The organism is Candidatus Neomarinimicrobiota bacterium (assembly GCA_017656425.1).
GTDB lineage: Bacteria > Fidelibacterota > UBA2242 > UBA2242 > B5-G15 > JACDNV01.
Window position 1 is genome coordinate 65,250 of sequence record JACDNV010000008.1, and the last position, 26,164, is coordinate 91,413.

General features: G+C 35.6%; 16 protein-coding genes. 10 read left to right on the top strand and 6 right to left on the bottom strand.

Annotation, left to right across the window (positions count from 1 at the left end; genetic code table 11):
- Positions 1 to 3: 3 nt before the first annotated feature.
- From H0Z29_07070 to H0Z29_07090, 5 genes are all read right to left on the bottom strand, one after another.
- Entirely contained in the window at positions 4 to 831 is an 828-nt protein-coding gene (locus tag H0Z29_07070) for a transketolase (protein MBO8131261.1), read from the bottom strand.
- 100 nt (positions 832 to 931) lie between these two features.
- Positions 932 to 1,093 carry a hypothetical protein gene (locus H0Z29_07075; protein ID MBO8131262.1) on the bottom strand — a complete coding sequence of 54 codons (162 nt, stop codon included), beginning with the start codon at positions 1,091 to 1,093 and terminating at the stop codon, positions 932 to 934.
- 51 nt (positions 1,094 to 1,144) lie between these two features.
- Positions 1,145 to 2,167, bottom strand: a complete 1,023-nt coding sequence (locus H0Z29_07080; protein ID MBO8131263.1) for a multidrug DMT transporter permease — start codon at positions 2,165 to 2,167, stop codon at positions 1,145 to 1,147.
- Positions 2,168 to 2,298: 131 nt separating this feature from the next.
- Positions 2,299 to 3,918 (bottom strand): DUF1593 domain-containing protein, encoded by a 1,620-nt coding sequence (locus H0Z29_07085; protein MBO8131264.1) that lies wholly within the window; start codon positions 3,916 to 3,918, stop codon positions 2,299 to 2,301.
- Positions 3,919 to 4,304: 386 nt separating this feature from the next.
- Positions 4,305 to 5,312: a T9SS type A sorting domain-containing protein gene (locus H0Z29_07090; GenBank protein ID MBO8131265.1), complete on the bottom strand. Its 1,008-nt coding sequence runs from the start codon at positions 5,310 to 5,312 to the stop codon at positions 4,305 to 4,307.
- Between the two features lie 369 nt (positions 5,313 to 5,681).
- Here H0Z29_07090 and H0Z29_07095 point away from each other — a divergent pair, with 369 nt between their 5' ends.
- Positions 5,682 to 6,554 carry a helix-turn-helix domain-containing protein gene (locus H0Z29_07095; GenBank protein MBO8131266.1) on the top strand — a complete coding sequence of 291 codons (873 nt, stop codon included), beginning with the start codon at positions 5,682 to 5,684 and terminating at the stop codon, positions 6,552 to 6,554.
- Between the two features lie 680 nt (positions 6,555 to 7,234).
- Here the strand turns inward: H0Z29_07095 and H0Z29_07100 are convergent.
- Entirely contained in the window at positions 7,235 to 8,485 is a 1,251-nt protein-coding gene (locus tag H0Z29_07100) for a DUF1593 domain-containing protein (protein MBO8131267.1), read from the bottom strand.
- Between the two features lie 1,304 nt (positions 8,486 to 9,789).
- Here H0Z29_07100 and uvrA point away from each other — a divergent pair.
- From uvrA to H0Z29_07145, 9 genes are all read left to right on the top strand, one after another.
- Entirely contained in the window at positions 9,790 to 12,615 is a 2,826-nt protein-coding gene (gene uvrA / locus H0Z29_07105; protein MBO8131268.1) for an excinuclease ABC subunit UvrA, read from the top strand.
- Positions 12,616 to 13,394: 779 nt separating this feature from the next.
- Positions 13,395 to 13,544 carry a hypothetical protein gene (locus H0Z29_07110; GenBank protein MBO8131269.1) on the top strand — a complete coding sequence of 50 codons (150 nt, stop codon included), beginning with the start codon at positions 13,395 to 13,397 and terminating at the stop codon, positions 13,542 to 13,544.
- 113 nt (positions 13,545 to 13,657) lie between these two features.
- On the top strand, positions 13,658 to 14,863 hold the full coding sequence (gene rocD, locus H0Z29_07115) for an ornithine--oxo-acid transaminase (protein MBO8131270.1): 1,206 nt from the start codon (positions 13,658 to 13,660) through the stop codon (positions 14,861 to 14,863).
- Between the two features lie 20 nt (positions 14,864 to 14,883).
- A complete protein-coding gene (locus H0Z29_07120; protein ID MBO8131271.1) occupies positions 14,884 to 16,341 on the top strand; it encodes an aminoacyl-histidine dipeptidase in 1,458 nt (485 codons plus the stop codon).
- 100 nt (positions 16,342 to 16,441) lie between these two features.
- The gene (gene rdgB, locus H0Z29_07125) at positions 16,442 to 17,053 is read left to right on the top strand and encodes an RdgB/HAM1 family non-canonical purine NTP pyrophosphatase (GenBank protein ID MBO8131272.1); all 612 of its coding nucleotides are present in this window, start codon (positions 16,442 to 16,444) and stop codon (positions 17,051 to 17,053) included.
- A gap of 65 nt (positions 17,054 to 17,118) precedes the next feature.
- The gene (gene sprA, locus H0Z29_07130) at positions 17,119 to 23,337 is read left to right on the top strand and encodes a cell surface protein SprA (GenBank protein ID MBO8131273.1); all 6,219 of its coding nucleotides are present in this window, start codon (positions 17,119 to 17,121) and stop codon (positions 23,335 to 23,337) included.
- Positions 23,338 to 23,412: 75 nt separating this feature from the next.
- Positions 23,413 to 24,261 (top strand): M28 family peptidase, encoded by an 849-nt coding sequence (locus tag H0Z29_07135; GenBank protein MBO8131274.1) that lies wholly within the window; start codon positions 23,413 to 23,415, stop codon positions 24,259 to 24,261.
- A 6-nt stretch (positions 24,262 to 24,267) separates the two neighbouring features.
- Positions 24,268 to 25,107, top strand: coding sequence for a 50S ribosomal protein L11 methyltransferase (locus H0Z29_07140; protein ID MBO8131275.1), 840 nt, complete (start codon positions 24,268 to 24,270; stop codon positions 25,105 to 25,107).
- Positions 25,091 to 26,161: a hypothetical protein gene (locus H0Z29_07145; GenBank protein MBO8131276.1), complete on the top strand. Its 1,071-nt coding sequence runs from the start codon at positions 25,091 to 25,093 to the stop codon at positions 26,159 to 26,161. The genes H0Z29_07140 and H0Z29_07145 overlap by 17 nt, the downstream gene beginning before the upstream one ends.
- Positions 26,162 to 26,164: the final 3 nt, after the last annotated feature.

Genomic DNA, 26,164 nt, shown 5'->3' on the forward strand with positions numbered 1-26,164 from the left:
CCACTAAGATCCTTCTAATTTTTGAATTTGTTCATCTATTTCTGCCATTGCTATTTTAAATTGTTCTTCATCTGGTACACCGTGATGCCATTTTGCTACTCCTTCGATAAATGATACCCCATAACCCTTTGTAGTCCTGGCAATTATCAACTTTGGCTTTTTATTTGTATAATCCAATGAGTCAAACATTTTGATTAGGTCTTCAATATTATTCCCATTTACCTCAAAAACTTGCCAACCGAATGCTTCCCACCGCGGCTTTAAGGGTTCCAATGTCATCACATCCTCTGTTCTTCCACTAATTTGTAACCTATTTCTGTCAATAATAGCTACCAGATTATCCAATCTGTAATGACTTGCTGCCATGGCAGCCTCATAAACTGAACCTTCATCTAATTCTCCATCTCCCATTAATACATAAGTATGAAACGTTTTCTTATCCATTTTAGCAGCAAGGGATACTCCTACTCCGAAGGATAATCCATGCCCTAAGGCACCAGTATTTAATTCAATCCCTGGAATTTTATTTATCGGATGGCCAGCAAGTGGTGATTTAAAAGAACCGTATGTATCAAGAAGACTATCCTCAAAAAAACCAGCTGAAGCCAATGTAGTATACAATGCTTCTACACTATGGCCTTTACTCATGACAAAACGATCTCTATCATCTTTCTTTGGATTCTTTGGGTCAATGTTCATTACATGAAAATATAAAACAGTCAATATTTCTATGCATGACAAAGAGCCACCGGTATGTCCAGATTTAGCTAAATAGATAATTTCAAGTGTTTTTTTTCTGATTTTAGCCGCTCTAAGTTCTAATTCTTTGATTCTGCTTGTTCTTAACATTATCCCCTTACCTCGCTATAGTTCAAAAGTCTACTTAAGTTACTTCAATCAAAAGGAACTAATTCATTTAATACAATGGGTATTAAACGTAATCACACAGCAACCACAATGATATCTTATCTTTCATACTATTGGCTATGTCTGGATGATTAATGCCAAGTTCTTTATGGCTTTCCATACACTGATAAGCATTTCTGAATTGTTTGTATAAGATAGTCACTTTTGGATTACATGTTTTTTTCATATTCTTTCATCTACTGATAAGGTTTTTGCATCTGCCATTATATTTTTTTCATTAAATAACTTTAGATGCAGTAATTATAACGAGACCAATCAAGTATAAGGTGAACATAATCGCAAGAATTTTATTGGTTCCTGGAGGTGCATCTTTAAACTCTTTCCATACAAATACACCCCAGAGCATTGCCACAACCGGTGCAGCATTACTGAGTGCGTACGAAACAGCTGGATCTCCAGCACCTACTGCCATAAAACTGACTGCCATGCCCGATGCCCAAATAAATCCGCCTAATACGCCTATTAAGTGTGTTTTCAGGTTACCTGAAAAATATTGTTTTATTTTAACAGGTTCGCCTTGAACTGGCTTTGCCATAAAAAATGGATTGAAAATAAATGTTGTTAGGAAAGCGCCAAGTGTGAAGAAAAACACTCCATTAAAAGGTCCGAGGTTTCCCATTCCTCCAGTTACGAATTGTGGATCAAGAGATTTCACAACAAATCCGTAGAAGAAAGCGATAAAGAGACCGGCCAGGATCGATAAAACAATACCCTTTGTGGATGTCTCCTGTTTTTGAGAAGTTAGTTTTTTATAAGCAACCATAATTAAGTAAATTGCAATTAAAACTATAATGACGCCAATGAGTAACATTACTGTTGGTAAAACCGATACCTTAGCGCCACCACTTACTTCAATAATATAATTGAAGATAATCCCACCAAGCCATGCAATACCTCCGCCGATCGGAAACGCAACTGCCATGCCTGCTACAGCAATCGCGGCTACGAGAAGCAAATTTCCAATATTCCAGACTGTGCCGCCAAGCATCGCATAAAAAATACTTTGTAAATCAGCCTGTTGCATGTCTACCCAAAAAGCCCTTCCATGTTTGCCGAGGCTTCCCAGAGTAAATCCCCACAAGAGCGATGTGAGTACCAATCCGGTTACAAAATCCCAATAGAATAATTCAAAACGCCAAGTTTTCGCTGCAAGTTTTTGAGTATTAGACCATGATCCCCAACAAATCATACAAAAGATGAATGCACATACGGCCAACCAATAATTACTTATTAATACCATAAGATCCTCCCTTTGATGTTTATATTAATTTTTTGACTAAACATGCCTTACACAAAAACCTTCAAAAATGAATATTAATTTATTGTTTTCATAAAACTATTGTTACATAAAAAATGAATAAATATTTAATATTATCGAATCAATAACATACTTTTTGTCTCTTTGAATCTACCTGCATACAGTTTATAAAAGTATAAACCACTTGGTAAACTAGAGGCATTCCATTTTACTTGATATTTCCCTGCAACCTGTTTCTTTGCTACCAAACTCACTATTTCTTGCCCCAGAATATCATAGATTTTCAATGTGACAAACGAATTGAACGGAATTTCATATTCAATGACTGTCTCGCTATTGAAAGGATTTGGAAAATTTTGATGTAACTTGAATGCTTTCGGAATTATGTCTGATTTCGATGATTCTACGCCAGTATTATTATTTACATTGATAATAATGCGTCTATATGCATAAAGATTAGGATTGCCTGAATCATGTAGTTCTAGAATTATATGTAGTTCCGCACTGTCTGCACCTGATGGAATATTTACCTTAGGAGTATCTGTGGTACTATTTTTAATGGTTACTTTTTTCTTATATGTACTTGGATTCATATAATAGAACCATTTGAACGAAAGCGAATCACCATCAGGATCGTATGAATCTTTTGCACTCAGTGTGATGGTTTCTCCAGGTCTCGCATTCATTATTAAAACCTTTTTAGTGGAATCACCATTTACTATTGCAACAGGATGATGGTTTACTTCAGAATAATTACTTGTTATCGACCAATCCATTCGCGTTGCAAAATCATTGTATATAGCATTCTTCCATCGACTTATAGAACCACTCCCTTCTGAAGTATTACCATACATGTAGTAGGGATCATATTCTTCTTCACCACTCACGGCTGACATACCTCGAATACCAGCCTTTTTCTCACGGTCAAATCGACCACCCCAGCCACCCTGCCAGACTTCATCGGGATTGTTGAGACCATTGGGAAAAACATGGAAGAATGACGGTGAATCTCCTTCTGTTGCCCATTTTCTATCAGGATATACGGCACCCAAAGGACCATGATTCTGTATATTAGTATCTATCCAAGTATCACTGTATTGCCAACCATAGACTCCTGTAGCCCTTATATAAATCACCTCTGGAAAATTTTTAGCTATCCAAGCGCCTGCATCATCTTGACCGAGAACATCATAAACGCGTATTTTACTTAAAAATTTTTGAACTTCTTCAGGAGTTCTTGTATTCTGTACTTTCCATAGTGCTTGAGCAAGTGTGTTAGCACCACCCCAACAACATATCCAAACAGGTCGTGGATCATCCTTATCAACAGCAGATATGATTAGTTCAGAACCAGGACTATCTTTGCCTGGACCAACATCGTCCATACCATAGCTGCGTTGACCCAATTTGGAAATGGACTGTAGGTATTCAAGAGATGGATAATCGGGATCATGTACTTTGAGATTGGAAACAATCTGCCCATAAGCATTTAGTATATCAATCAACATGTTTATATTTGATTGAGACTTTTTCCAGCAGCTGGTTGTTACAATAATCCCTTCAACATCGAATTCGTTACTCATTAGTAGAAAGTGAACCATCGATTGCTGGTCATCCGGATCTGCTCCAAGATCAGTCATGATTATAATTCGTGGTTTTTGTTGTATTCCATGTGCAAACTCTTGTGAAATCAGCGATAATAAAATTAACACTGGGAAAAAAATGGTTCTCATAATTATCATTATCCCCAATGCAATTATATTCTAGTAATAGAAGGAATGCTACATCTATTTCGGATAGAATATGCTGGATTCCTAGATTTTAAAGACTTTTGATGGCAATTAACCTGCGATACTTTTATTGAAACCAGAGAACTGAACCATCAGGCTACAGTTGCTATTAAAAAAGCGTTTCATTTATTCTGTTTCATTAGATCATGTCGCGTATTCAGTAATATAAAAATATTAACTTATTATTGTTGTTAATTATCAGAGATTATGATTTGAAGAATTAGTATGCCGGTTTTTATAATCACATAATTATATTCATCATTAATATATGGACGGATTCAACACGGAGGGTAATCCTGTTGAATCCGTCCATGAGATAATATTTGAAATTACTTGAGTAACAACATTTTTTTGGTCATCACATCTGAACCCGATTTCAGTCTGTAAAAGTAAATACCGTTGGCTAGATTTGTTCCGTCGAAATAAACGGTGTGTGTACCTCCCGATTTCTTCTCATTAACCAATTTAGCAACCTCATTGCCATGCAAATCGAAAACAGTCAATGTAACATAACCCGGTCTGAAAAGGGTGTAATTGATGACCGTGATTGGATTAAATGGATTCGGATAATTCTGCATAAGTTCAAAAGTCGCTGGTGTAGCGTTTGGTTCACTGGCTATCCTATTAGCAACTGATGCGTGGGTGATTCGGATCTCATCAACAGCAATCCATCCCCAGCCACCCTCAAAGGCATCCACAACCTCAATAATAACTTTCTGACCCGCCAGATCTGAAAGGTCGAGCTCAAAGGAATCTGGCTCTGCTCCAGCTTCTAGTGCTGTGGCTGCTATCAGTAAACTGGCTAGCAGTGAATTATCGTCAGCGGAGAGTACTGCTATACCACAGGAGTTTGTAGCGTAGCCTTCTCCTTCGACTGGATCAAATTCCGGGGCTATTCGGCTATCGCTACCGCCTGCAGCCCAAACCTTCAGAACTGCTCCCTCACCTAACAAAACGGGAGGAGATGTGGCAATCTGATCATTGTCTTCGGAGTGTAGATTGTCACCCCATTGGCTCAAATTGTAGGTATTGAGGTAACTGGACTGACCGCGAGCGTTTGTAAAGTCATAAGGCGGTTCGCCAAACACAGCTTTAAACGGATCGTTGCATGGACCATATTGTAATACGCCATCTACAACATGACAACCTTCTATAACTGCAGGCTGTTGGCCATCAAACTGGTTGGGAGGACCAATAGTCCAGGCTACACCAGCATACGGTAGACCTGTTTCTGGTGCTGCATTTGGCTCTGCTGGAGTCGTTACACCTGTTATTTGCTCATCACCAGCTATATCTGGATTATCGGCAGCAGGAGTCGCCGGTATTAAACACCTCAATTGAAATCCATGATCGTTTCCGTTTTCAAAATCCCAAACAACTACGTCATTGGTGGCGGACTTGATCAGGTATGGATCAGCTGAAAAGGCAAAATTCAAGTACATTAACATTAGCAAAACAACCAAACCTGGTAAAATTCTCCTCGTTTTCATAAGCATCCCCCTTTTTTTAAATTAATAATACACCTAACCGTCTAATAATTACAGTATCATCAAGAATAGTTATTTTCTTCACCTCCTTTCCCAATGGTCTAAAACTTCAACAACTGGCTCACCAAATTCTTCGTAAAAATTGTCTTGACAATTAACCTTTGTCATATTATTTTATTATATGAATAGTTTAAGGACTACCTTTTTTGAGAGCAGAATATGCTGAATTCCGAGAATTTAAAGACTTTCGATAGTAGTCGTCCTGAATTTAAACCTTATGGATTCACGGTAGAAAAGTGGATTCCTAATCTGATGCCCAGAGCTGATAGACATAATGAAATCGAAATTAATCTATTGACAGGTGGCTCTATTACCTATTTGGTTCATGACAAGAAAATCACGATACCTTCAAAGCGGCTGACGGTTTTTTGGGCACTCATGCCCCATCAAATCATACGCTTCAGTCATCAAGTGCCCTATTATGTGTGCACTATTCCTTTTGCGGAATTTATGGAGTGGCAATTGCTACCTTCATTTAAAGACCATATTTTAAAAGGCAAAGTTGTAATCGAAGCCATGGATACAAATTATCAGTATGATAAATATTTGATGGAAAACTGGCTTCGAGATATTTCGACCGGAAATTTAAAACATATCGAAGTAGCAAAGATGGAAATACGTGCTCGTTTGAACCGGTTTGCACTTAACTCAATACCTGCTGAATGTGATGCGGATAAGGAGGGAGAACATGAGTTCTCGATGATCGACAGGATTGAGAAAATTATTATTTTTATTGCTCGTAATTATACGAAGCCAATTAAAAATGAAGATATCGCAAAGGCTGTTGGACTCCATCCCGATTATGCAAATACCATATTCAAAAAATCCTTTGGCATGACGTTGAATAAATATCTACTCATGCAAAGGATCCTTCATGTACAGCGACAGCTTTGTGTGTCTAGAAAGAAAATTACCGAAATTGCTTTTGAAGCAGGTTTTAATTCCCTAAGTCGATTTAATTCTGCCTTTCGAGAAATATGTCATTGTAGTCCTAAAGAATTTAGAAAAAGACATTCACCATTACTAGACTAAAAGAATATTCCGTCACTCGATCCTCGTTGTTCACTTATTTATTTTAATTTTCAATCAGTTTTATAAGACTATCCGTTAAAATATATTAGAAAGCAATGAAAGTTTTAACTATCATCTACGTTGTATAAAACTATGCGAAAACGGTCACAAAGATGGTATGGTATAGAAATTCACATTATTCAGGAAGCAATCCTATTGTATTTCCCTCTTTGACCAAGTTATCCCCCTACTTTTTTCAAGAGATCTGGAAACAAAGATCAATTCCCTTTAATTGAGATGCGAGAGGGGTACAATATTGCTCAATACCTATTAATTACTAATTAGTTGGTATTTTGAACAAGGCTAATAATTGACTCAATTTTATAAGTTTATATATCAAAATACTTATTTCACAAGCAACATCTTTTTCTCAACGTGTAATTATTTGATTAATTTGTATAAAAATATACACTGGCAGTTAGATAACATGTATTGAAAGGTTACTGCATGATTCCATGCATCGTTATTGCCATTTATTAACATTGCTTCTTCTTTACTAAGTATATTATACACCCTCATTATTACAATATTATTTACTATTTTCTGGTATTTGATTGTCTATCCTATCCATGATGTTGGATTAAATGGATTCGGATAATTCCAAGATAACATGAAATCTTGATATTGCTGCTTTCGTATGGCTACTTAAGTGGATTCTTACATCGATCCATACGCTTGGCAAAATCATTAAGGTAATCTACTCGCCATTTGTTTATTGTTTTTGCTCCAATATGTTCCTCTTCTTTCAACTCTTCTGAGGGATTATCTGTCCACCAGTTTGGCAAGTTCGGGTCTGGGTGCAGTTTGTTTGTCTCAGGAGTAGGATATACTGTTATAGTACCCATTTTATTTCTGAGCTCTGGTATATTACTACTAATTCTGTACCTAAATTTTCCAGCATATTTAGGAGAGAAAAGGAATATAACTGTATCTTTCACAACAAATCCGGGTATATCCCTGTCTATCTGCATTATTGCCATTGGGTCTGTAACTGTTGTTGTATCAAATGGTAAGTGTAATTCAAGTACGCCAAATACCTCCAGGCTGTCGCTTTCAGTAGTAAGTCTATTGAAAAGTTTATAGGGTCGATTCCATGCACGCACGTACTGACCACCCCAGCTGGGTTGTGTAGGATCGTCAGGGTTTCCATTAATTAAACGAGCAACTGATGGTGTATCGCCCATTTTAAGTTCAGGTAGTTTTGAATAAAACAGATTCCCTAAGGCTCCATGACCCTTAACATGAGAATTCACAAAACTGCTATTACTATATTCTCCAACTTGATATCCTCCTTTAAACCAGCCCCGATATGTTGCATTTGATTCAATGATCCATAACTCTGGAAAATTCTTTGCTATATACTGATATGCATTAACTGACCATTTTTTGTTAGGACCACCGATCCAATAAACACGTAGTTTTGGCACAATCTCTGGCGCATCATGTAATGCTTGAGCAAGGTCTTCAAGACCTCCCCAAACGAGAACATGTAGAGGTCTGGAATCATCTCGTTTTGCACATTCTATAATCCAATTAGAACCTTCTGTTGGATTACTATAACCAATTGGATTGACAATTTCTATTGCTCCTTGTTTTACGATTTTACGCAATGAATCAGGATGAGGATAGTCAGAAGAATAGGTTATAAGATTGGGATAATCTTTTTCATATGCGTTAATAACTTCAAGGATATGCTGTTTACGTCCATTTCCATAGGGAGAAGAAATAAGACCTTCGATATCAAACATATCGGCATAAACTAGCAGATGCACCATTGATTGAAAATCATCATTATCTGTCCCACCTATGTCTGTGCTAACGATAATACGAGGTTTAGTTGGGTTACCATCTCCTGAAGCACAAGTACTATTAAAAATTATAAATGGTATCATAAATAATGTCAGAAAAATTTTAAATTTCATCCTTACCTCCTTTTAACTGTGCATATAGTAGATTAACACGTTTACTAAAAGCATTTTATCAATATCATCTTTTTCGATAATATTTGTTTTACACACCTTGGTCGAACTATATTTATGACACTGCTCAAATTATTTGTTTCAAAATAATCTTCCTGTATGACTGCTAGTTTCTCTCCTTTGAATACTTCAGCCACATAATTCAGTACTTATATTACTCTAGTAATACAGTAAATACTACATATATTCCGATTATAATATGCCGATATCCGAGGTACTAAAATTGTTTGACAACATTCGTCTTGAATCCAAATCTTATGGGTTTACTGTAGAAAAGTGGATTCCCAACCTGCTGTCAAGAGCTGATTGACATAACTAGATATGGATTAATCTATTGACATGTTACTCTATTACCTATTTGATTCACGACAAGAAAATCACGTTGCAGTTTGCTTCCACATTCGTTTACAATGATATTCTCAAGTATTACTTCTCGTGTGGAGATTGATTGATTCCAGATTCTCGTTTCTACACAAACAGTTGCTTCGTCTTCAGATATAGTCAGGGTGGACACATGAATGACACAAAGCGCTATATTGACGGGATTGGTTTATGTTAACTTGCACATTTGGATAAATGTCTGCACCTGAATAACAATTCTAGAAAGGTTGCTTTATATCAGCACTCTATAACAGGAAATTTTTATTGTTTCTAAGGCATTCGGTTGATTCATATTAAAGGCTGAAGTAACCATAGGGTAGGTTGCCGAGATAAGTGACATTAACCCAGGTGTCGTCATATACTCTCCATTAAATTTTATGGACACTAGCCTGCCCTAATGATCCTGGCTTTTATTGCCAATTTTTTGATAGAGGTTATAATTTCAAGCTAATTGCCGGATTTAGCAGTGGATAGGAAGTTAATATTTATATTTACCGTTATTAGCCCAAGTTTTTTTGTTATGTATCTGTTTGATATTCCTGTACTTTTCTTTGAAATTCCATATTGTTTCTTTTCAGGAATTCTAAAATTCTTGTATTGTTTAAATGACCATATAAATCTGCATGGACACTTCTGGCTTTATTGTAGATTATACTTTTCATTTTTCAATAATTAATTTCTCAAAAATATTGAAAGATTTAAAAGGATAAGATTTGAATTGAGTTTTACAACTAACCGTGTATAGTAATATGGAGTTGTGAGAAAATTTAGCTAATAATAATTTAAATCAAGTTAAAATTTTGGTAAATTTATTGGTTTTTTTGATTGGTAACGAGGTGAAAAACAAGTATATATTAGTAAAAGGGGCGAGAGAACATAATTTAAAAAACATAAATGTAAAAATACCGAGGAGTAAGCTTGTAGTCATTACTGGTTTATCTGGATCGGGGAAGTCTTCTCTTGCATTTGATACGATATATGCTGAAGGGCAGAGAAGATATGTGGAATCTCTGTCAGCGTATGCAAGGCAGTTTCTTAGCCTTATGGAAAAGCCCGATGTAGATTTTATAGAAGGATTATCACCAGCGGTTTCTATTGAGCAGAAATCTGTCTCCCGGAATCCACGTTCAACTGTGGGTACAATAACGGAGATTTATGATTATCTCAGGTTATTATTTGCGAGGATAGGAATACCTTATTGTTATTCATGTGGCAGAAGAATACAGAAACAGACACCCCAGCAGATAGTTGATGATATTCTCAGTCTGCCTGAAGAATCAAGAGTTATTATTCTTGCACCAATTGTAAGGGGACGGAAGGGAGAGTACAGAGATGTTTTTAAATTAATTAGGAGAGAAGGCTTTATTCGGGTTAGAGTAGACGGTGAGATAATGGATGTAGAACGTGATATACGTCTTGATAAAAATAAGAAGCATAATATAGAGTTGGTTGTTGACAGATTGATTATAAGAGATGGTATTAAGGAGAGATTAAGTGAATCTGTAGAGCTTGCTCTAAGAAAGGGGGATGGGCTCCTTATTGCTCTAATTAATGGGGGAGAAGAAAAAATCTATAGTGAAAACTTTGCCTGTCCAGAATGTGGTATAAGTTATGATGAAATATCTCCAAGGATGTTTTCTTTTAACAGTCCATATGGCGCTTGTCCAGCGTGCGATGGTCTGGGGATGAAAATAGAAGTTGATCCTGACCTTGTGGTTCCCGATAAAAGTAAAAGTTTGAGTGAAGGTGCTGTTGTCCCGTTAGGTGAACAGCCAAGGGGTGGTTGGTTTTCCTCTATTTTGAAAGCCCTCGCCAAAAGATATGGGTTCGATTTCGTAACACCTTTTAAGGATTTGCCAAAAGAAGCTCAAATGGCGATTCTGTATGGTACTGGTGATTCACCTCTCTCTTTTGACCTTAGATCCCAGAGAGTAATCGGTGAATATAATGCACCATTTGAAGGTGTTATACCTAATTTGCAGAGAAGATACAAAGAAACGACATCAACTGGTATTAGAATGTGGATTGAGCAATTTATGAGTATGAGACCATGCAGCGAGTGTAGTGGGAGCAGATTAAGGAAGGAGTCTCTATCGATAAAAATTAATGGATTTTCAATTAGTGATATTTCAAGAATGACAGTAAGACAGTGTTACAATTTCTTTGAAAATTTGAAGCTTTCTAAATACGAATATCAAATTGCCCGACAGATATTGAAAGAAATAAAAGAAAGGTTGCAATTTTTAATTAATGTAGGAGTAGATTATCTAACACTGGATAGGTCGGCTCAGACTTTATCAGGGGGTGAAGCACAAAGGATAAGGCTTGCTACACAGATTGGGTCTCAGCTTGTTGGAGTTTTATATATTCTTGATGAGCCGAGCATTGGTTTACATCAGAGAGATAATAAAAGATTGATTCAGACTCTAGAAAGATTAAGGGACCTTGGTAACACTGTGCTGGTTGTAGAGCATGATCGTGAGATGATTGAGTCTGCAGATCACGTAATTGACCTTGGACCTGGAGCTGGTGAGAATGGTGGTTATGTTGTCGTAGAAGGACCACCATCAAAGATAAAGATTAGTAAAAAATCTTTAACCGGTAAATACTTGAGTGGTAAGGAAGAAATCCCTGTCCCTGCTGTAAGAAGAAAACCTACTGATAAAAAACTTATTCTCTACGGTGCAAGAGGGAACAATTTAAAGAATATAAATGTGGTATTCCCTTTGGGATTATTTATTTGCGTAACAGGAGTATCAGGTTCAGGTAAGAGTTCCTTAGTTAATGAGACATTATATCCAGCCCTTCATAGATATTTTTATAATTCTCGTATGCCCACTCTTCCTTATGATAAAATAGAAGGTATCGAATATATAGACAAAGTCATTGATATCGATCAATCTCCCATAGGTAGGACTCCAAGGTCAAATCCAGCAACTTACACAGGTTCCTTTGATTATATTAGAGCCCTATTTGCTTCTTTAAAAGAATCGAAGATCAGAGGTTATAAACCGGGGAGATTTTCTTTTAATGTTAAGGGAGGCCGATGTGATGCATGTGATGGTGATGGTATAAAAAAGATTGAGATGCATTTTCTTCCTGATGTATATGTTAAATGTGAAGAATGTAAGGGGAAAAGATACAATAGAGAAACGCTTGAGATAAAGTATAAAGGTAAAAACATTGCAGATGTCCTCGATATGACAGTGGATGAGGCTTATGAGTTTTTTAAAAATATCCCAAAAATTGAAAGAAAGCTATTAACTCTTAAAGATGTCGGACTTGGTTACATAAAGCTTGGTCAGCAGGCTACAACCTTATCTGGAGGAGAGGCGCAAAGAGTTAAGCTTGCTACAGAATTAAGCCGCCATTCCACTGGAAGGACAGTTTATATACTGGATGAACCGACGACAGGTTTACATTTTCATGACATAAAAATGTTGTTAAAGGTGCTCAACAGGCTTGTTGATCAGGGTAATACTGTAATTGTAATAGAACATAATCTGGATGTTATAAAAGTTGCAGATTATATAATAGATCTGGGTCCTGAAGGTGGAGAAGATGGTGGCTATATTGTAGCCACAGGCATGCCTGAAGAAGTAGCAATGGTTGAATCTTCATATACTGGGATGTACTTAAAAAAAGTACTTGGAATTGAATAAACTTTTGTAGTATTCTTAATACATATTTGTAGTATCATAGCAACACGTTTTATCTATATGTTTTTTTTTTTATAGACGAGAGAATCGTTTGGCACACATATTGAGTAATATAATAACTAATTTGATATTTGAATACCCCCTCACCAATCCCCACAATAAATGACACTGCCCCTTAGGCTGATTGGTGTTCCGCCCGGAACACGGTCAGCCATTTTTTATATATACCCATGTGGTTAACCGAACTTGTTAAGACTCGTTAAGAACTGGATTTAAGGAAGAAAATTAGTGATTATCCGTAAAATTTTGTTATGATAAGTAAAATAGGTGAATTGTTGGAGAATAAAATCGAATCATGTTACAGTTTTGCTTAAAGGAATTTGATAATTTTGGAATTTCATTACTTTTTTAAGAACATGAGGAATTTTTGATATATTGAATGTGAATACTATTGGTAATAAATGCAGATTCAAGATTTATCCCAATTTGATGGTATGTGCAAAAAAGAGAATAGTATATAGAGTTCATCTGCGGTTTAAAGGCTAAATTTAATATATCGTTGTGACATCATAACAGGACAAGTTACAATATTGGGATATTCCTCTAGGCGACAATTCAGTCATAATGATTTTTAACGTAGAAACTGAATTATCTGAAAAAGCAATCCAGTAGCGAATTGTGTTTTGGTGATAGCACAGTTTGAATTTACTGAAAGTTGCAGCATAATTGTCTTGGATAGTATATGGTATATGCACTTTTATGAAGGTTTATAGATACAGTGATTGCAGAGTCCGAGCTATATCTGGAAGCTATTTGAAATAGAGATACTTGCCTTGAAAATAAAATATATAAAAAGTATTATAAGAAGGGATGATTTGATAGAAAGAAAGTTACTTAATAAAATTGAAAATGTGGAAATTGATAGTAAATAAGCCAATTGAGAATGTGAGCAATAATTAACAAATAAATTTGATACTTTGAAAATTTTTAATTATAATCAGGGGGTTAATTTGTATAATTTTGCTAAAATTTTTTATTGGAGTAGATGATGAATGCCAGAGAATTGATAGAGCTGGAACAAAAATATGGAGCCAGAAATTATAATCCGCTTGATATTGTAATTACAAATGCGTACGGAGTCTGGGTTGAAGATATAGAAGGCAAAAAGTATATGGATTTTCTTTCTGCTTATTCAGCTGTAAATCAAGGGCATTGTCATCCCAGACTCGTTAAAGTTATGCAGGAACAATGCGCAAAGCTGACTCTAACCAGTCGTGCTTTCAGAAACGATCAGTTACCACTCCTTGCAAAGGAATTGTGCGAGCTTACTGGCTATAGCAAAATGATACCCATGAATTCTGGTGCTGAGGCAGTAGAAACTGCAATTAAAGCAGTGAGAAAGTGGGGATATAAAGTTAAAAAGGTTGAAAAAGATAAAGCTGAAATAATAGTATGTGAGGGGAACTTCCATGGGAGAACAATATCAATAATCTCTTTTTCAGGGGAAGAACAGTATAAAAGTGGCTTTGGACCATTGACTCCAGGATTTGTTATTGTACCATACGGTGATGTTGATGCGCTTCGGAAGGTTATAAATAAGAACACTGTTGGGTTTCTGGTTGAGCCAATACAAGGAGAAAATGGGGTTGTGATACCGCCTGATGGCTATTTGAGGAAAGCTTATGAAATATGTAAAGAAAACAATGTTATATTTATGGCAGATGAGATCCAGAGCGGATTGGGAAGAGCTGGAGCTCTTTTCGCTTGTGAACTTGAAGGGGTAAGACCTGATGTATTGATAATTGGTAAAGCTCTTGGCGGCGGTATGTATCCTGTATCAGCGGTTTTATCAGATGATGAGATCTTGGGTGTTTTTAATCCTGGAGATCATGGTTCAACTTTTGGTGGTAATCCACTTGCCTGCGCTGTAGCGAGGGAAGCTTTGAAAATAATAGTTGAAGAAAACCTTCCGGAAAGATCAAGGAAGCTTGGAAAATATTTGATTGAGAGGTTAAAAAATATAAAGAGTCCTTTTATAAAGGAGATTAGAGGTAAAGGATTGTGGGTAGGTATTGAATTGAAAAAGGAAGCCGGTGGAGCAAGGAGATTTTGTGAAGCCTTAAAGGAAGAAAGGGTATTAGCTAAGGAAACCCATGAACATGTGATAAGGTTAGCACCACCACTAATTATTGAAAAAGATGAACTTGACTGGGCAATTACAAAGATTGAGAAGGTTTTAAGAAGCAATTAAAAAAATTATAGGAGGGTGTAATGGCAAAAGATGTTATTGAAGGACTAAAGCCGGAGAGATTGTGGCATTATTTTTATCAAATAAGTCAGATACCAAGAGAGTCAAAACATGAGGAGAAGATTATTGGATATATTATAAAAGTAGCCAATGAGCTTGGTCTGGAATATAAAAAAGATGAATTTGGGAATATTGTTGTGATAAAGCCTGCAACAGAGGGTAAGGAAAATTCGCCTGGGGTAGTAGTGCAGGGACATCTTGATATGGTATGCGAAAAGAATAAGGATGTTCATCATGATTTTTCCAAGGATCCAATTAAACTTAAAAGAGAAGGTGATTATATAACTGCGGATGGGACGACACTTGGCGCTGATAACGGTATTGGGGTTGCAGCGATGCTTGCACTTATGGAGTCTAAGGATGTTAGACATCCCAGATTAGAACTTTTATTCACAGTTGATGAAGAGACAGGGCTGACTGGAGCGAGTGCTTTAAAGCCAGGTTTTATTACAGGTAAATATATGATAAATTGCGATTCCGAGGAAGATAATGCTATATATATTGGCTGTGCAGGTGGAAAAGATACAGAAATAACACTTGCAATAGAGTGGGATAAAAAACCTTCAGATTATATTGATATATTATTAAAAATTACTGGTTTAAAAGGTGGGCATTCCGGGCTCGATATTCATCTGGAGAGAGGTAATGCAATAAAATTAATGAACAGGCTATTGTGGGATCTTAATAATGAAGTTGATTTTATGATGTTTTCAATAGATGGAGGTAGCAAGCACAATGCTATCCCACGTGAATGTGAAGTTAAGATTTCATTAAAATCGGATGACGTCGAAATTTTGGAGAATTACATAAAGAGATATCAGGAGATTTTTTTAAAAGAACTGGATAAGATAGAAGAGGATGTTAAGATAAGTTACCAGGTATTGGATATAAAAAATAAGACAACCTTTTCGAAGCCATTCCAGAGGAAGCTGTTAAATCTGTTATATAGCATTCCTCACGGTGTGATTAAGAAAAGCCAGCAAATACCTGATTTAGTAGAGACGAGTACAAACCTTGCAACTGTAAAAATTGTTGACGGAAAAATTAAAATAGGAACCAGTCAGAGAAGTTCGGTTTCAACAGAAATTATCGATATCGCAAATCAAGTAAAGGCATGTGGATTACTAGCGGGTGCAGAGGTTACACAGGGTGCCGGATATCCTGGATGGACACCAAATATGGATTCTGAAATTCTGAGGATAATGAAAGAAACATATAAGGAGTTATTTGGGGAAGAGCCTGAGGTTAAGGCTATTCATGCTGGTCTTGAGTGTGGTATAATTTCTGAAAAATATCCTGGTCTTGATATAGTTTCATTTGGTCCAACAATTATAGGCGCACATTCACCTGATGAGAGGGTTTTCATCCCTTCAGTTGAAAAATTCTGGAAACTTATAACAGAAGTGTTAAATAAAATATAATTTCAAAAAGTCTAGCTAAGTTTCATAGCTTGATTGAGCTTGACATTAAATACAATTATAGGTAAGATAGCTTTAGATTATTGAATAGAAAGGAGAATTAATGGTTGATATTGTATTGGCAACCAAGAATGAAGATAAGATTAAAGAAATCGAGAAGATTTTTAATGTTGAAGGTGTAAGAATTCATTATCTTTCGGAGTTTAAGGATATTGGTAATATTAGAGAAGATGGAACCTCTTATTATGAGAATGCATTAAAGAAAGCGACAGCTGTTTATAATGCAACAAAAATGCCTGCAATTTCTGATGATTCCGGTTTGGAGGTAGAAATTTTGAATGGGAGACCAGGTATTAATTCTTCAAGGTATGCCGGTGCAAAGGCGAGTTATTCTGATAATATTTATAAGTTAATTCACGAGGTAAAACGCTATCCCGTAAGTCAGCGCAGAGCTGTTTTTAAGTGTGTAGCACTTTTTTATCATCCTGATTTGATATTGCATGAAGAGGGAACTGTTGAGGGACTTATTATTACAAATCAACTTGGCAGGAATGGATTCGGGTATGATCCTATATTCTTTTTGCCTGATCTTGGAAAAACTTTTGCCGAGTTGGAAATTGATGAAAAGTGTCAGATAAGTCATAGAGGTATTGCTTTTAGAAAGCTTGCAGAATCAATAAAATCAAATCTGGATAAAATTGAACAATTAAGTTAATACCTGGGGATATAAAACCGAAACCGTTACCTAATAAATTTTCAAAAATAAATAGGAAACATAAATTGATAATGTTAAATGGGAAACTTGTAGTTATAATAGTTCTGCTGAATTTTACCCCACTAGTTATGGCTAGTGGTATATCTGGCATTACATTTCCAATTAAAGCTGATTTAATTAAAAATTGGTTTTCAGATTCTTCATTAGATAAAAGGTCAGGAATAACTTTATATGGAGATAGTTCACTGTGTAATTACATCTGCAAAGATATCTTGAAGGTTAATGTTAGAAATATTGAGAAAATATGTGAGACAGATTACAGTTATAAGAATTTTGTTTTTAGAACCTTTCATCACGAAATGGAAATTTTCCTGCCAAAGGTAATCCCAGTTGAAGATTATTACAGAATAAAATGCGGTATAAATGCAAGGAATCTTCTTGTAGAATCATTGTGGAAAGAAGAAGAGGGTGAGGAAGGTAGGAAGACGAGGCAGATAGAATTAAAAGTTGCGGATATTGCGGGTCAAAGCGTATCGTTGAGGATTTCCGGTAATATAAATATAAATGGTAAGTTACAAAATCAGTCACGCTCTCAGGTACGTACGGGTATAAGGGAGGGTAGGTCAACTACATTTATTATTGACCAAAAACAACAGTTAAATATTGAGGGACGTATTGGAGATAGGATAAATCTGCTGGTAGATCAGGATAGTGAGCGGGAATTCGATTTTGAAAATAATTTACGCATATTGTATACAGGTAATGAAGATGAAATAGTTCAGAAGATAGAAGCAGGAAATGTTACTTTAAGCTTGCCTGCAACACAATTTGCTACGTATTCAGCTAAGAACAGCGGTTTATTTGGTTTTAAAACTTTAATGAAAATTGGTGGGCTGGATATTACAACTATAGCAAGTGTTGAGAGAAGTAAGAAAAACGCATTGAGTGCTGCAGGTGGCGAGACTGAGACCACTTATGAAATCTATGACTATGAATACCGTAAAAATTTGTACTTCTTTCTTGATGAAACATTTAGGGCAAATTTTTATCCTCTGATAGATGGCAAATTCAAATATAGAAACGAGGTTGTTGATGTTATAGAAGTTTATAAATCGGTTAATGTTGAAGAACCCGGAGTTGTTTATGGTGTTGCTTATGTAGACCCAAATGACCCGTCTAAGTATCCTAATTTAGCCGAGAAGAGACTGTTTATAAGACTTGAGCCCGATAAGGATTATGAAGTTAATAGAGATCTCGGTTTCATTAAATTTAGTACTTCTTTAAGAGAGGATGAGGTTGTAGGAGTTGCCTATCGTGTCATTGATCCTATAAGTGGTAATACTGTTAGAGAATACGGTGATTGGGATAGAGATTTAGCGGATACAACTCAGATAACACTTAAATTATTGAAGCCAAAAAATATGTTGCCAAGTCATCCATGCTGGAATTTGGAGTTTAAAAATGTGTATTATCTCGGGTCGACAAATATCAAAAAGGAAGGTTTTGAATTAAAAATTGTGTACACACGGGGAAGCACCAAGAAGGATGAAGTTGCCGATGATGGACAATCATTTTTGCAGAAGTTTGGGCTCGATGTAAGAGATCAAAATGGTAATCCTACTCCGGATGATATACCCGACCTTGATATAGGGGCAATATTTAATCTTCAAACGGGTGAGTTATGGTTTCCTTATTTGAGACCATTTCAATATGGTTCACAGGATGAAAGTGGTGAAAAAAATCCTAATCTGAGCGAAAAATATAGCTGTTCTGCAATGTATGATAGTAGTAGAACAGATTACAATGATATCTATAGTGACAGTAAGTTCAAGATAATTGTAAAATATAAAAATAGAAGTTCTGTAATAAACCTTGAACCCATGATTATAGAGGGAAGCGAAGAGATTACTCTAAATGGTTCACAATTAAGAAGGGGGGTAGATTATACACTAGATTATTTTTCAGGTACACTTACCCTGCTAAATGAAGCGGCCCTTGATCCTAATGCGGATTTAAGAATAAGCTATGAGACAAATGAATTGTTCCAGGTAGATAAAAAGACTATTCTTGGTGCTCGTGCACAGTATAGCATAAATGAAAGGTCATTCATAGGTGCTACGTTACTTTATTATTCAAAGTCAGTTATGGAAAATAAGGTTGAGTTAGGCTATGAGCCCATGAGAAATTTCCTATGGGATATAAATGGAAAATATTCTACCAATTTGAACTTTTTGAATAGAGCTTTAAATATGATTCCAGGTTTAAGATTGGAACAGGAATCGAGCTTCGACATAGAAGGTGAAATTGCTCAAATTAGATCAAATCCCAATACTATCAACAATAAAAGGACTGGTGATTATAATGGTGTTGGATTTATAGATGATTTTGAAGCCTCAAAGAGGACAATTTCGCCTCCAATTATAAGAAGATATTGGTCAATCTCATCTGCACCAGTAGGAAAGACTCAAAATGAGAGAGGTTATCTGTTTTGGTTTAATCCCTTTGGTGGTGTGCCGACCCAATCAATCTGGCCTGATAAAGAGGTAAGTTATAGGAATCAATCGGATATTACAGAGGTTCTTGTATTGGGTTTTGTCCCCGATTGGGCTATATCAGTAACTGATGGGTTAGTACCAAGAGAAAGTGCATGGGGGGGAATAATTTATCCTTTTCCATCAAGTTACTATGACCAGACAAAAACTAAGTTTTTAGAAATTTGGATAAAAGGAGACCACGGAAGGCTTCATATCGATCTTGGTGAAATTAGTGAAGACGTAAACGGAAATGGTGTTTTAGATAAAGAGGATAAACCTGATCCTGGCTCTGGTTATAAGTTTGGTAACGGAATTGTGGATCCGGGTGAAGACGTTGGACTGGATGGCGTACCCGATGAGGAGGAATATATTGTCACCACAAGTGGTGATACACTCAGGTATGGCGATGAAAGATTAAAGAGATATGGACGTGATCCCGAAGACCCTCATGGAGATAACTGGAAGTGGAAGGAAACATCAACCGATTATAGAAAAATCAATGGGACAGAGGGTAACTATAATAAGGATGTAGGGGGAAATTTCCCCGATACTGAAGATATGGATAATAATTTGACGCTTGATAATAGGAATGATTATTTTACTGTATCATTTTACCTGGATGAAAGAGGTGACAAATACGTTGAGGGTAGGACATATTATGATAATGGTAGGCCAACAGGCTGGAAATTATATAGAATACCGATTAGTGAATTTACAAAGATTGATCCAGCTGGAAATATTTCATGGGATAACATACGGATGTGCAGGTTATGGGTTGATGAATTCTCTAGAAGCGATACAATTATGATTGCAAAGATGGAATTTGTATCAAATGAGTGGGAAGAACTTGGAGTTGCTAATGGTTTCGACCAGCCATTCACGCAAAATGAGGAAGCTTTCGCGATAAAGGTCATTAATACTGAGGATAATCCCGACATATATAAACCTCCAAAAGGGGTCGAAGGGGAATATGATCGTGTGAATCAGATAAGATTAAAGGAACAGTCATTGGTGTTATGGTTTGATGGGGAGGAGGGGTTAAAACCCGGACAGATAGCCGCAGCAAGAAAGGATCTCAGGGAAGCATTAAGTTTTATAAATTATAAGAAGTTAAAATTATTTGTCCATGGTAAAGATATTAAAACAGCTGATGGCTTACGATTTACAAAGAATGATACAACGGGATTAGTATTTTTTATTAGGTTTGGAGAAGATATAGATTATTATGAGTACAGACAGCCAATATTTTCAGATGAACAAATCTTTTGGGATAAAAGAAATTCTATAGTAATCGACTTTAATTTCATAACGGGATTAAAAACTTATATTAGAGAATCGGATTTCCCCGGTAATGATTCGGAGCCACAACAGTTTTTCTTATACAGAGATGAGGAGGGGAAAATTATAAGAAGAGTCTGGAAGGAAGTCAAAGGCGGCAAATATACAGGTAGGGAAATAATAATAAACAGGGAACCAACTATAACAAAAGTGAAGACATTGACGGTGGGATTGATTAATACAAATGGGGCGAAGGTATATTACAATGTTAGAAGTGGTATTGAAGAGATAAAAATATTCAGGAAGAATTCCGTTAGAAATACTCTAAAAGGTGAAGTCTGGATTGATGAATTAAGATTATCTGATGTAAGGAAGGAACCGGCTATTGCATATAGAACCAGCATCAATTTTAAATTATCTGATCTGGGGTCAATGAATATTCAGTTGAGCAGAAAAGATGCAGATTATCACACCGTGGAGCGGGGACCGTCACAAAATGCAAATGCTCTTAATACCAATAAAGATTTCAGAATAAGTACAAGCTTGAATCTTCAAAAGTTTTTCCCGAGAAGCTGGGGTTTAAGATTACCCGTCTCAGCCAGTTACAACCAGAACACTGCTATTCCCATGTACTTTATTGGGAAGGATATTCTAACGGGAGATAGTCCACCCGACAGCTTGATATCTAGTAGAAAGAGTTACGGTTATACAGTACGGTATAGCAAGACTCGCTCAGATAATTGGTTTACGAAATACACAATTGACCAGATCACTCTCAGCTTTTCCGCTTCTTTTCAGGATTTTTCGGATATTTATACAAGGTTTAATAGATCAAAAAGTTATAGAGGGAATTTTTCTTATTCTATCCCCTTTGGAAGGAATAATTATGTAAAATTATTTTCGTGGGCTGAGTCTATTCCTATAATAGGTGAAAAGATAAAAGATTTAAAGCTTTATTATACTCCTGAGAAATTTTCTGTAAATCTTTCCAGTGGTGAGTCAATTTCTAAGAAGATTAGAAGAGATAACGGGGAAATTTATAATAATTATACGTTTGGATTGAATCGAACTTTTAATTTTTCATACAAAATCTTTGATAATTTAAACTTTTCGATTAATAAAAGTATAGCTAGCGATATGCGGGAATTTGGAAATGACAAACTAAAAGCAATAAAAGAGCTAAAACCAGGGAAAGTAAATAATATTTCGGAAGGATATGATATTAATTTTAATCCAACCATTGCTTTTTTAAGGCCAAATTTTTCCTACAGCTCCAATTTTGCATGGAGTGAACCTATTAATAGTACAACAAAAAGCATTGATCAGATTAGCAATCAAAATAGAATCATGACATCAGTAAGTATAAGTCTTAAAAGATTATTGGAAACATTTTATAAACCAGAAGGCAGTTCGTCGTCTGGGAGAACAAAGAGAGGCCGTCGTAGACCTAGTCTGCCCACACCAACGGTAGATAAAAATAAAAGGGGTGAAAAGGTGAAGAATATCCCGATACTGGATCACCTATACAAGATTCTGGATAAAGTAAAACCAATATCATTTAGTTATTCATTAAGTAATTCTATTGCTAATTATGGTAGGTATGGAAGACCTGATCTTTCGTATAGGATAGGTTTTAAAAAAGATCCCGGTTTGCCAATTATTCAGGAGGAAATTGGTGCAAACATAGATAATATTGTGAATAATTTTGATCTTTCAGCTTCAACAGGTATTGATATTTCCAGAAATATAAAATTGAATTTTAATTACTCACAGAATTCCGCAATAACCAGGACTCAGTTGCAAACAAACAAAAATTTGAATAGAAGCTTTTTACCACTTGGGAAAGATGGAAGCGACGGATTCCCTTTTCCCTCATGGCGTCTGAATATTTCTGGATTACAGAAATTACCGATTTTAAATAAGTATTTAACTTCTCTTTCTTTGAGCCATTCATTTCTTGGAAAGTCTACGAAAATTATTCAGAACGGGAGGATGATTAATACAATATATGTTTCAAACTTTCAGCCACTTGCTGGTTTAACCTTTAATCTTAAAAAAGGTATAAATGGTAACTTTAACCTTAGCAAAGGTAAAACGATTTCACTCAGGCAGGGAGATACAGAAATAACTGAAAAAATGAATATGGTTTCTACATTATCATATAGAAAAAGAGGTGGTTTGAATATTCCATTGCCATTTTTAAATGATGTCCAGCTTGATAATGATATAACCTTCAATTTTAGTTTTGATTACAGCTATTCTGTTAAAAAGTCTAAAAGGAAGAATGGTACAAGATTCACAAAACAGGGAGAAAATAAAAGCTGGCGAGTGTCTCCTAAGATTAGTTACTCTTTTACGAATAAAGTGACCGGTGGTATATTTTTCGAATATGGTGAAAGCTATGACATTTATACAGGCAAGAGAATAACAAGAAATGGTGGCTTTGATATAAACATTGCAATAAGGGGATAAGATATTTTTAAACATTTGAGAATGTTAACACCTATCATTTTCATTTTTATTTTTATTATAAACTGCTCGAATGGGATGAAATTCGACGGAGAGAAAGCATATGAATATCTTAAAATGCAGTGTAACTTAGGTCCAAGATATCCGGGCTCTGATGGACATATGGCATTACGAGATACATTGATTAATCATATGATAAATCTTGCTGATACCATATTAATACAGGATTTTGAGGTGTATGTAGAACCTGATAAGAAAAGTCTGGCACTTACCAATATTATCGGTGTTTTTGAAGGAAGAAATAATAATAGAAGTATTTTACTTGGTGCCCACTGGGACACAAGACCCAGGGCAGAGCTTCATCCCGATTCTGATAAGAGGTGCTATCCAATAATCGGAGCTAATGATGGAGCCAGTGGTGTGGCTGTGCTAATGCATATTGCTGAGATATTAAATATGTTTCAACCACCGTTGAATGTCATTGTTGCTTTCTTTGATGGAGAAGACTGGGGGTATCAGGGTAGTCTCGAATATTTCTGTCTGGGATCTAAACATTTTGCTAAAAACCTACCGATTAGAAAGCCCGATGAAGCTATAATTATTGACATGATAGGGGATAATGACCTAAGGATTCCGATCGAAAGGTATTCCTATAGAATTGCTCCCGAACTTATAAAAGAAATCTGGAATATTGCTAACAAGAAAGGCTATAAACAGTTTGATTTCAGTCTGGGAAGTTTCATTTATGATGATCATATGCCTCTATATGAGATTGCAAAAATAAAGGCAGTTGTTATAATAGATTTTGAATATCCTAATAGGTGGGTTAATTACTGGCATACTTTGTATGATACTATAGATAAATGCAGTGCCAATAGCCTTGCTATCGTGGGAGAAGTTTTACTGGAATACGTCTATTCTAAATGAGAAATTATGAATTTGAAAAAGCCCTTCTGGTTCAAAGTTAAATTGTCAGGCAATTTTGATAAGGAAATTGTTACATATATTTTATCGGAAGCTGGATCGTTGGGCTGTCAGGAGGTAGATGGTGCCCTGATAGCTTATTTCTCTCAAGAACTGAACATAAATAAAGTAAAGGAAAAAATTCACGAGAAGCTTACAGTGTTTAATATAAGTGATTATGAGATAAAAATTGATACTATCGTAGATGATGGGTGGTCTACCAGATGGAGAGATTATTATAAGCCAATTTTAATAAATAATTGTTTCTATATTAGACCACCTTGGTATCCGAAATTAAGTAATGAATACATTGATATAGTTATAAATCCTGGTAGTGCTTTTGGAACAGGTACACATCCTACAACTCAGATGTCTTTATATTTTTTGAAAAAATATATTTTAAATGATTCAAGGGTTCTTGACGCTGGTTGTGGCTCAGGGATATTAACAATTGCTGCCTTAAAGCTTGGTGCTGGATTTGTTATAAGTGTTGACAATGATAGCATGGTCAAGAATAATTACATAAAAAATTTAAAACTTAACAATATCAAAAAAGGTTATGAACTAATAATAAAAGATGTTACTTTATTAGAAGATTTTAATTTTGATGTAATTGTTTCAAATATTGATATAAAGAATAACATTAAACTTTTAAATTTACTACTTGAGGAGAGGTTAAGACCTAAAGTGATGATATTTTCTGGCTTTTTAAAAAGAGAAAATAGTAAAATTATGAAATTATTAAAGGAGTATAAAATCGATGTAAAAGACTCTGGCGAATTAAGAGGGTGGTATGCAGTTGTTATATAGAAAACTTTTTGTTCTTATTTTGGTTATAATTATTTCGCTTCTAACCAATTGTTTTGACTCAAATGGCAATAAACAGGTCGAGGCTATTTTCGAGATTAGAGCTCTGGGATTTAACTACAGCTTTCAGGATACATCAATTTTTATCTGGGCTGAAGTGTTCGATCCCGAAGGAAATGAAAATATTGACTCCGTTAGATTTAGTATATATAAAATTGCCGATTATTCAGATGAGATCTTAATTGATAGCGGATTCCTCGATGACGATGGAACTGAAGGTGATATAATTTCAAATGATGGTATATATTCTAAAAAAATAATAGGTATTAATCTGGATGAAGGTTATTACAAATTAATAGTGATTGCGGTGAATAAATCTGGCGAGGAAACTGAACCGGGTATATTTTCGGGTTATATTTCTATAAATAGTGCACCTGTAATCTACCTTCTTGAGGCTCCAAAAAGTTTTGAGAAAGGTGATACTTTAATTTTTAAAATAAGAGCAAGTGATCCACAGGGGCTTGATGATATAGTATCAGTAAGGTATTTCATAAAACTACCCACAGGAGAGATAAAAACACACTATACATGGGCTTTGAGAGATGATGGACAGTTTGGCGATGAGGTTGCGGGTGATGGGATATATACGGTGTATCAACCGTCGAATAAGAACAGCAAATATCAGGGAACTTTTAGCTTTTACTTTTACGCTCAGGATTTAAGCGGGTTGTTTAGTGATACGCTCAGAGTAGATATTAGAAATCCAGGTGTTACATTGAAATCACCTAATGGCGGAGAATGTTATAATTTAGGTGATACGATAAAAATCTCCTGGGAAAGTGCTTTTATACTTCAGTTGAAGTTGGAAATTATAATAGTTGATAAAGATCAGACGATAAATATAGATACAGTATATGCAATGGTTGAAGAATATAACTGGGTGGTTGCTGCTGATTTCCCAATGCCCAGCAATTGTAAAATAAGAGTTTTTAATATAGAAAAGGACTCTCGATTTGATGAAAGTGATGGGGTTTTTAAAATAGGGGATTGTAATTAGAAT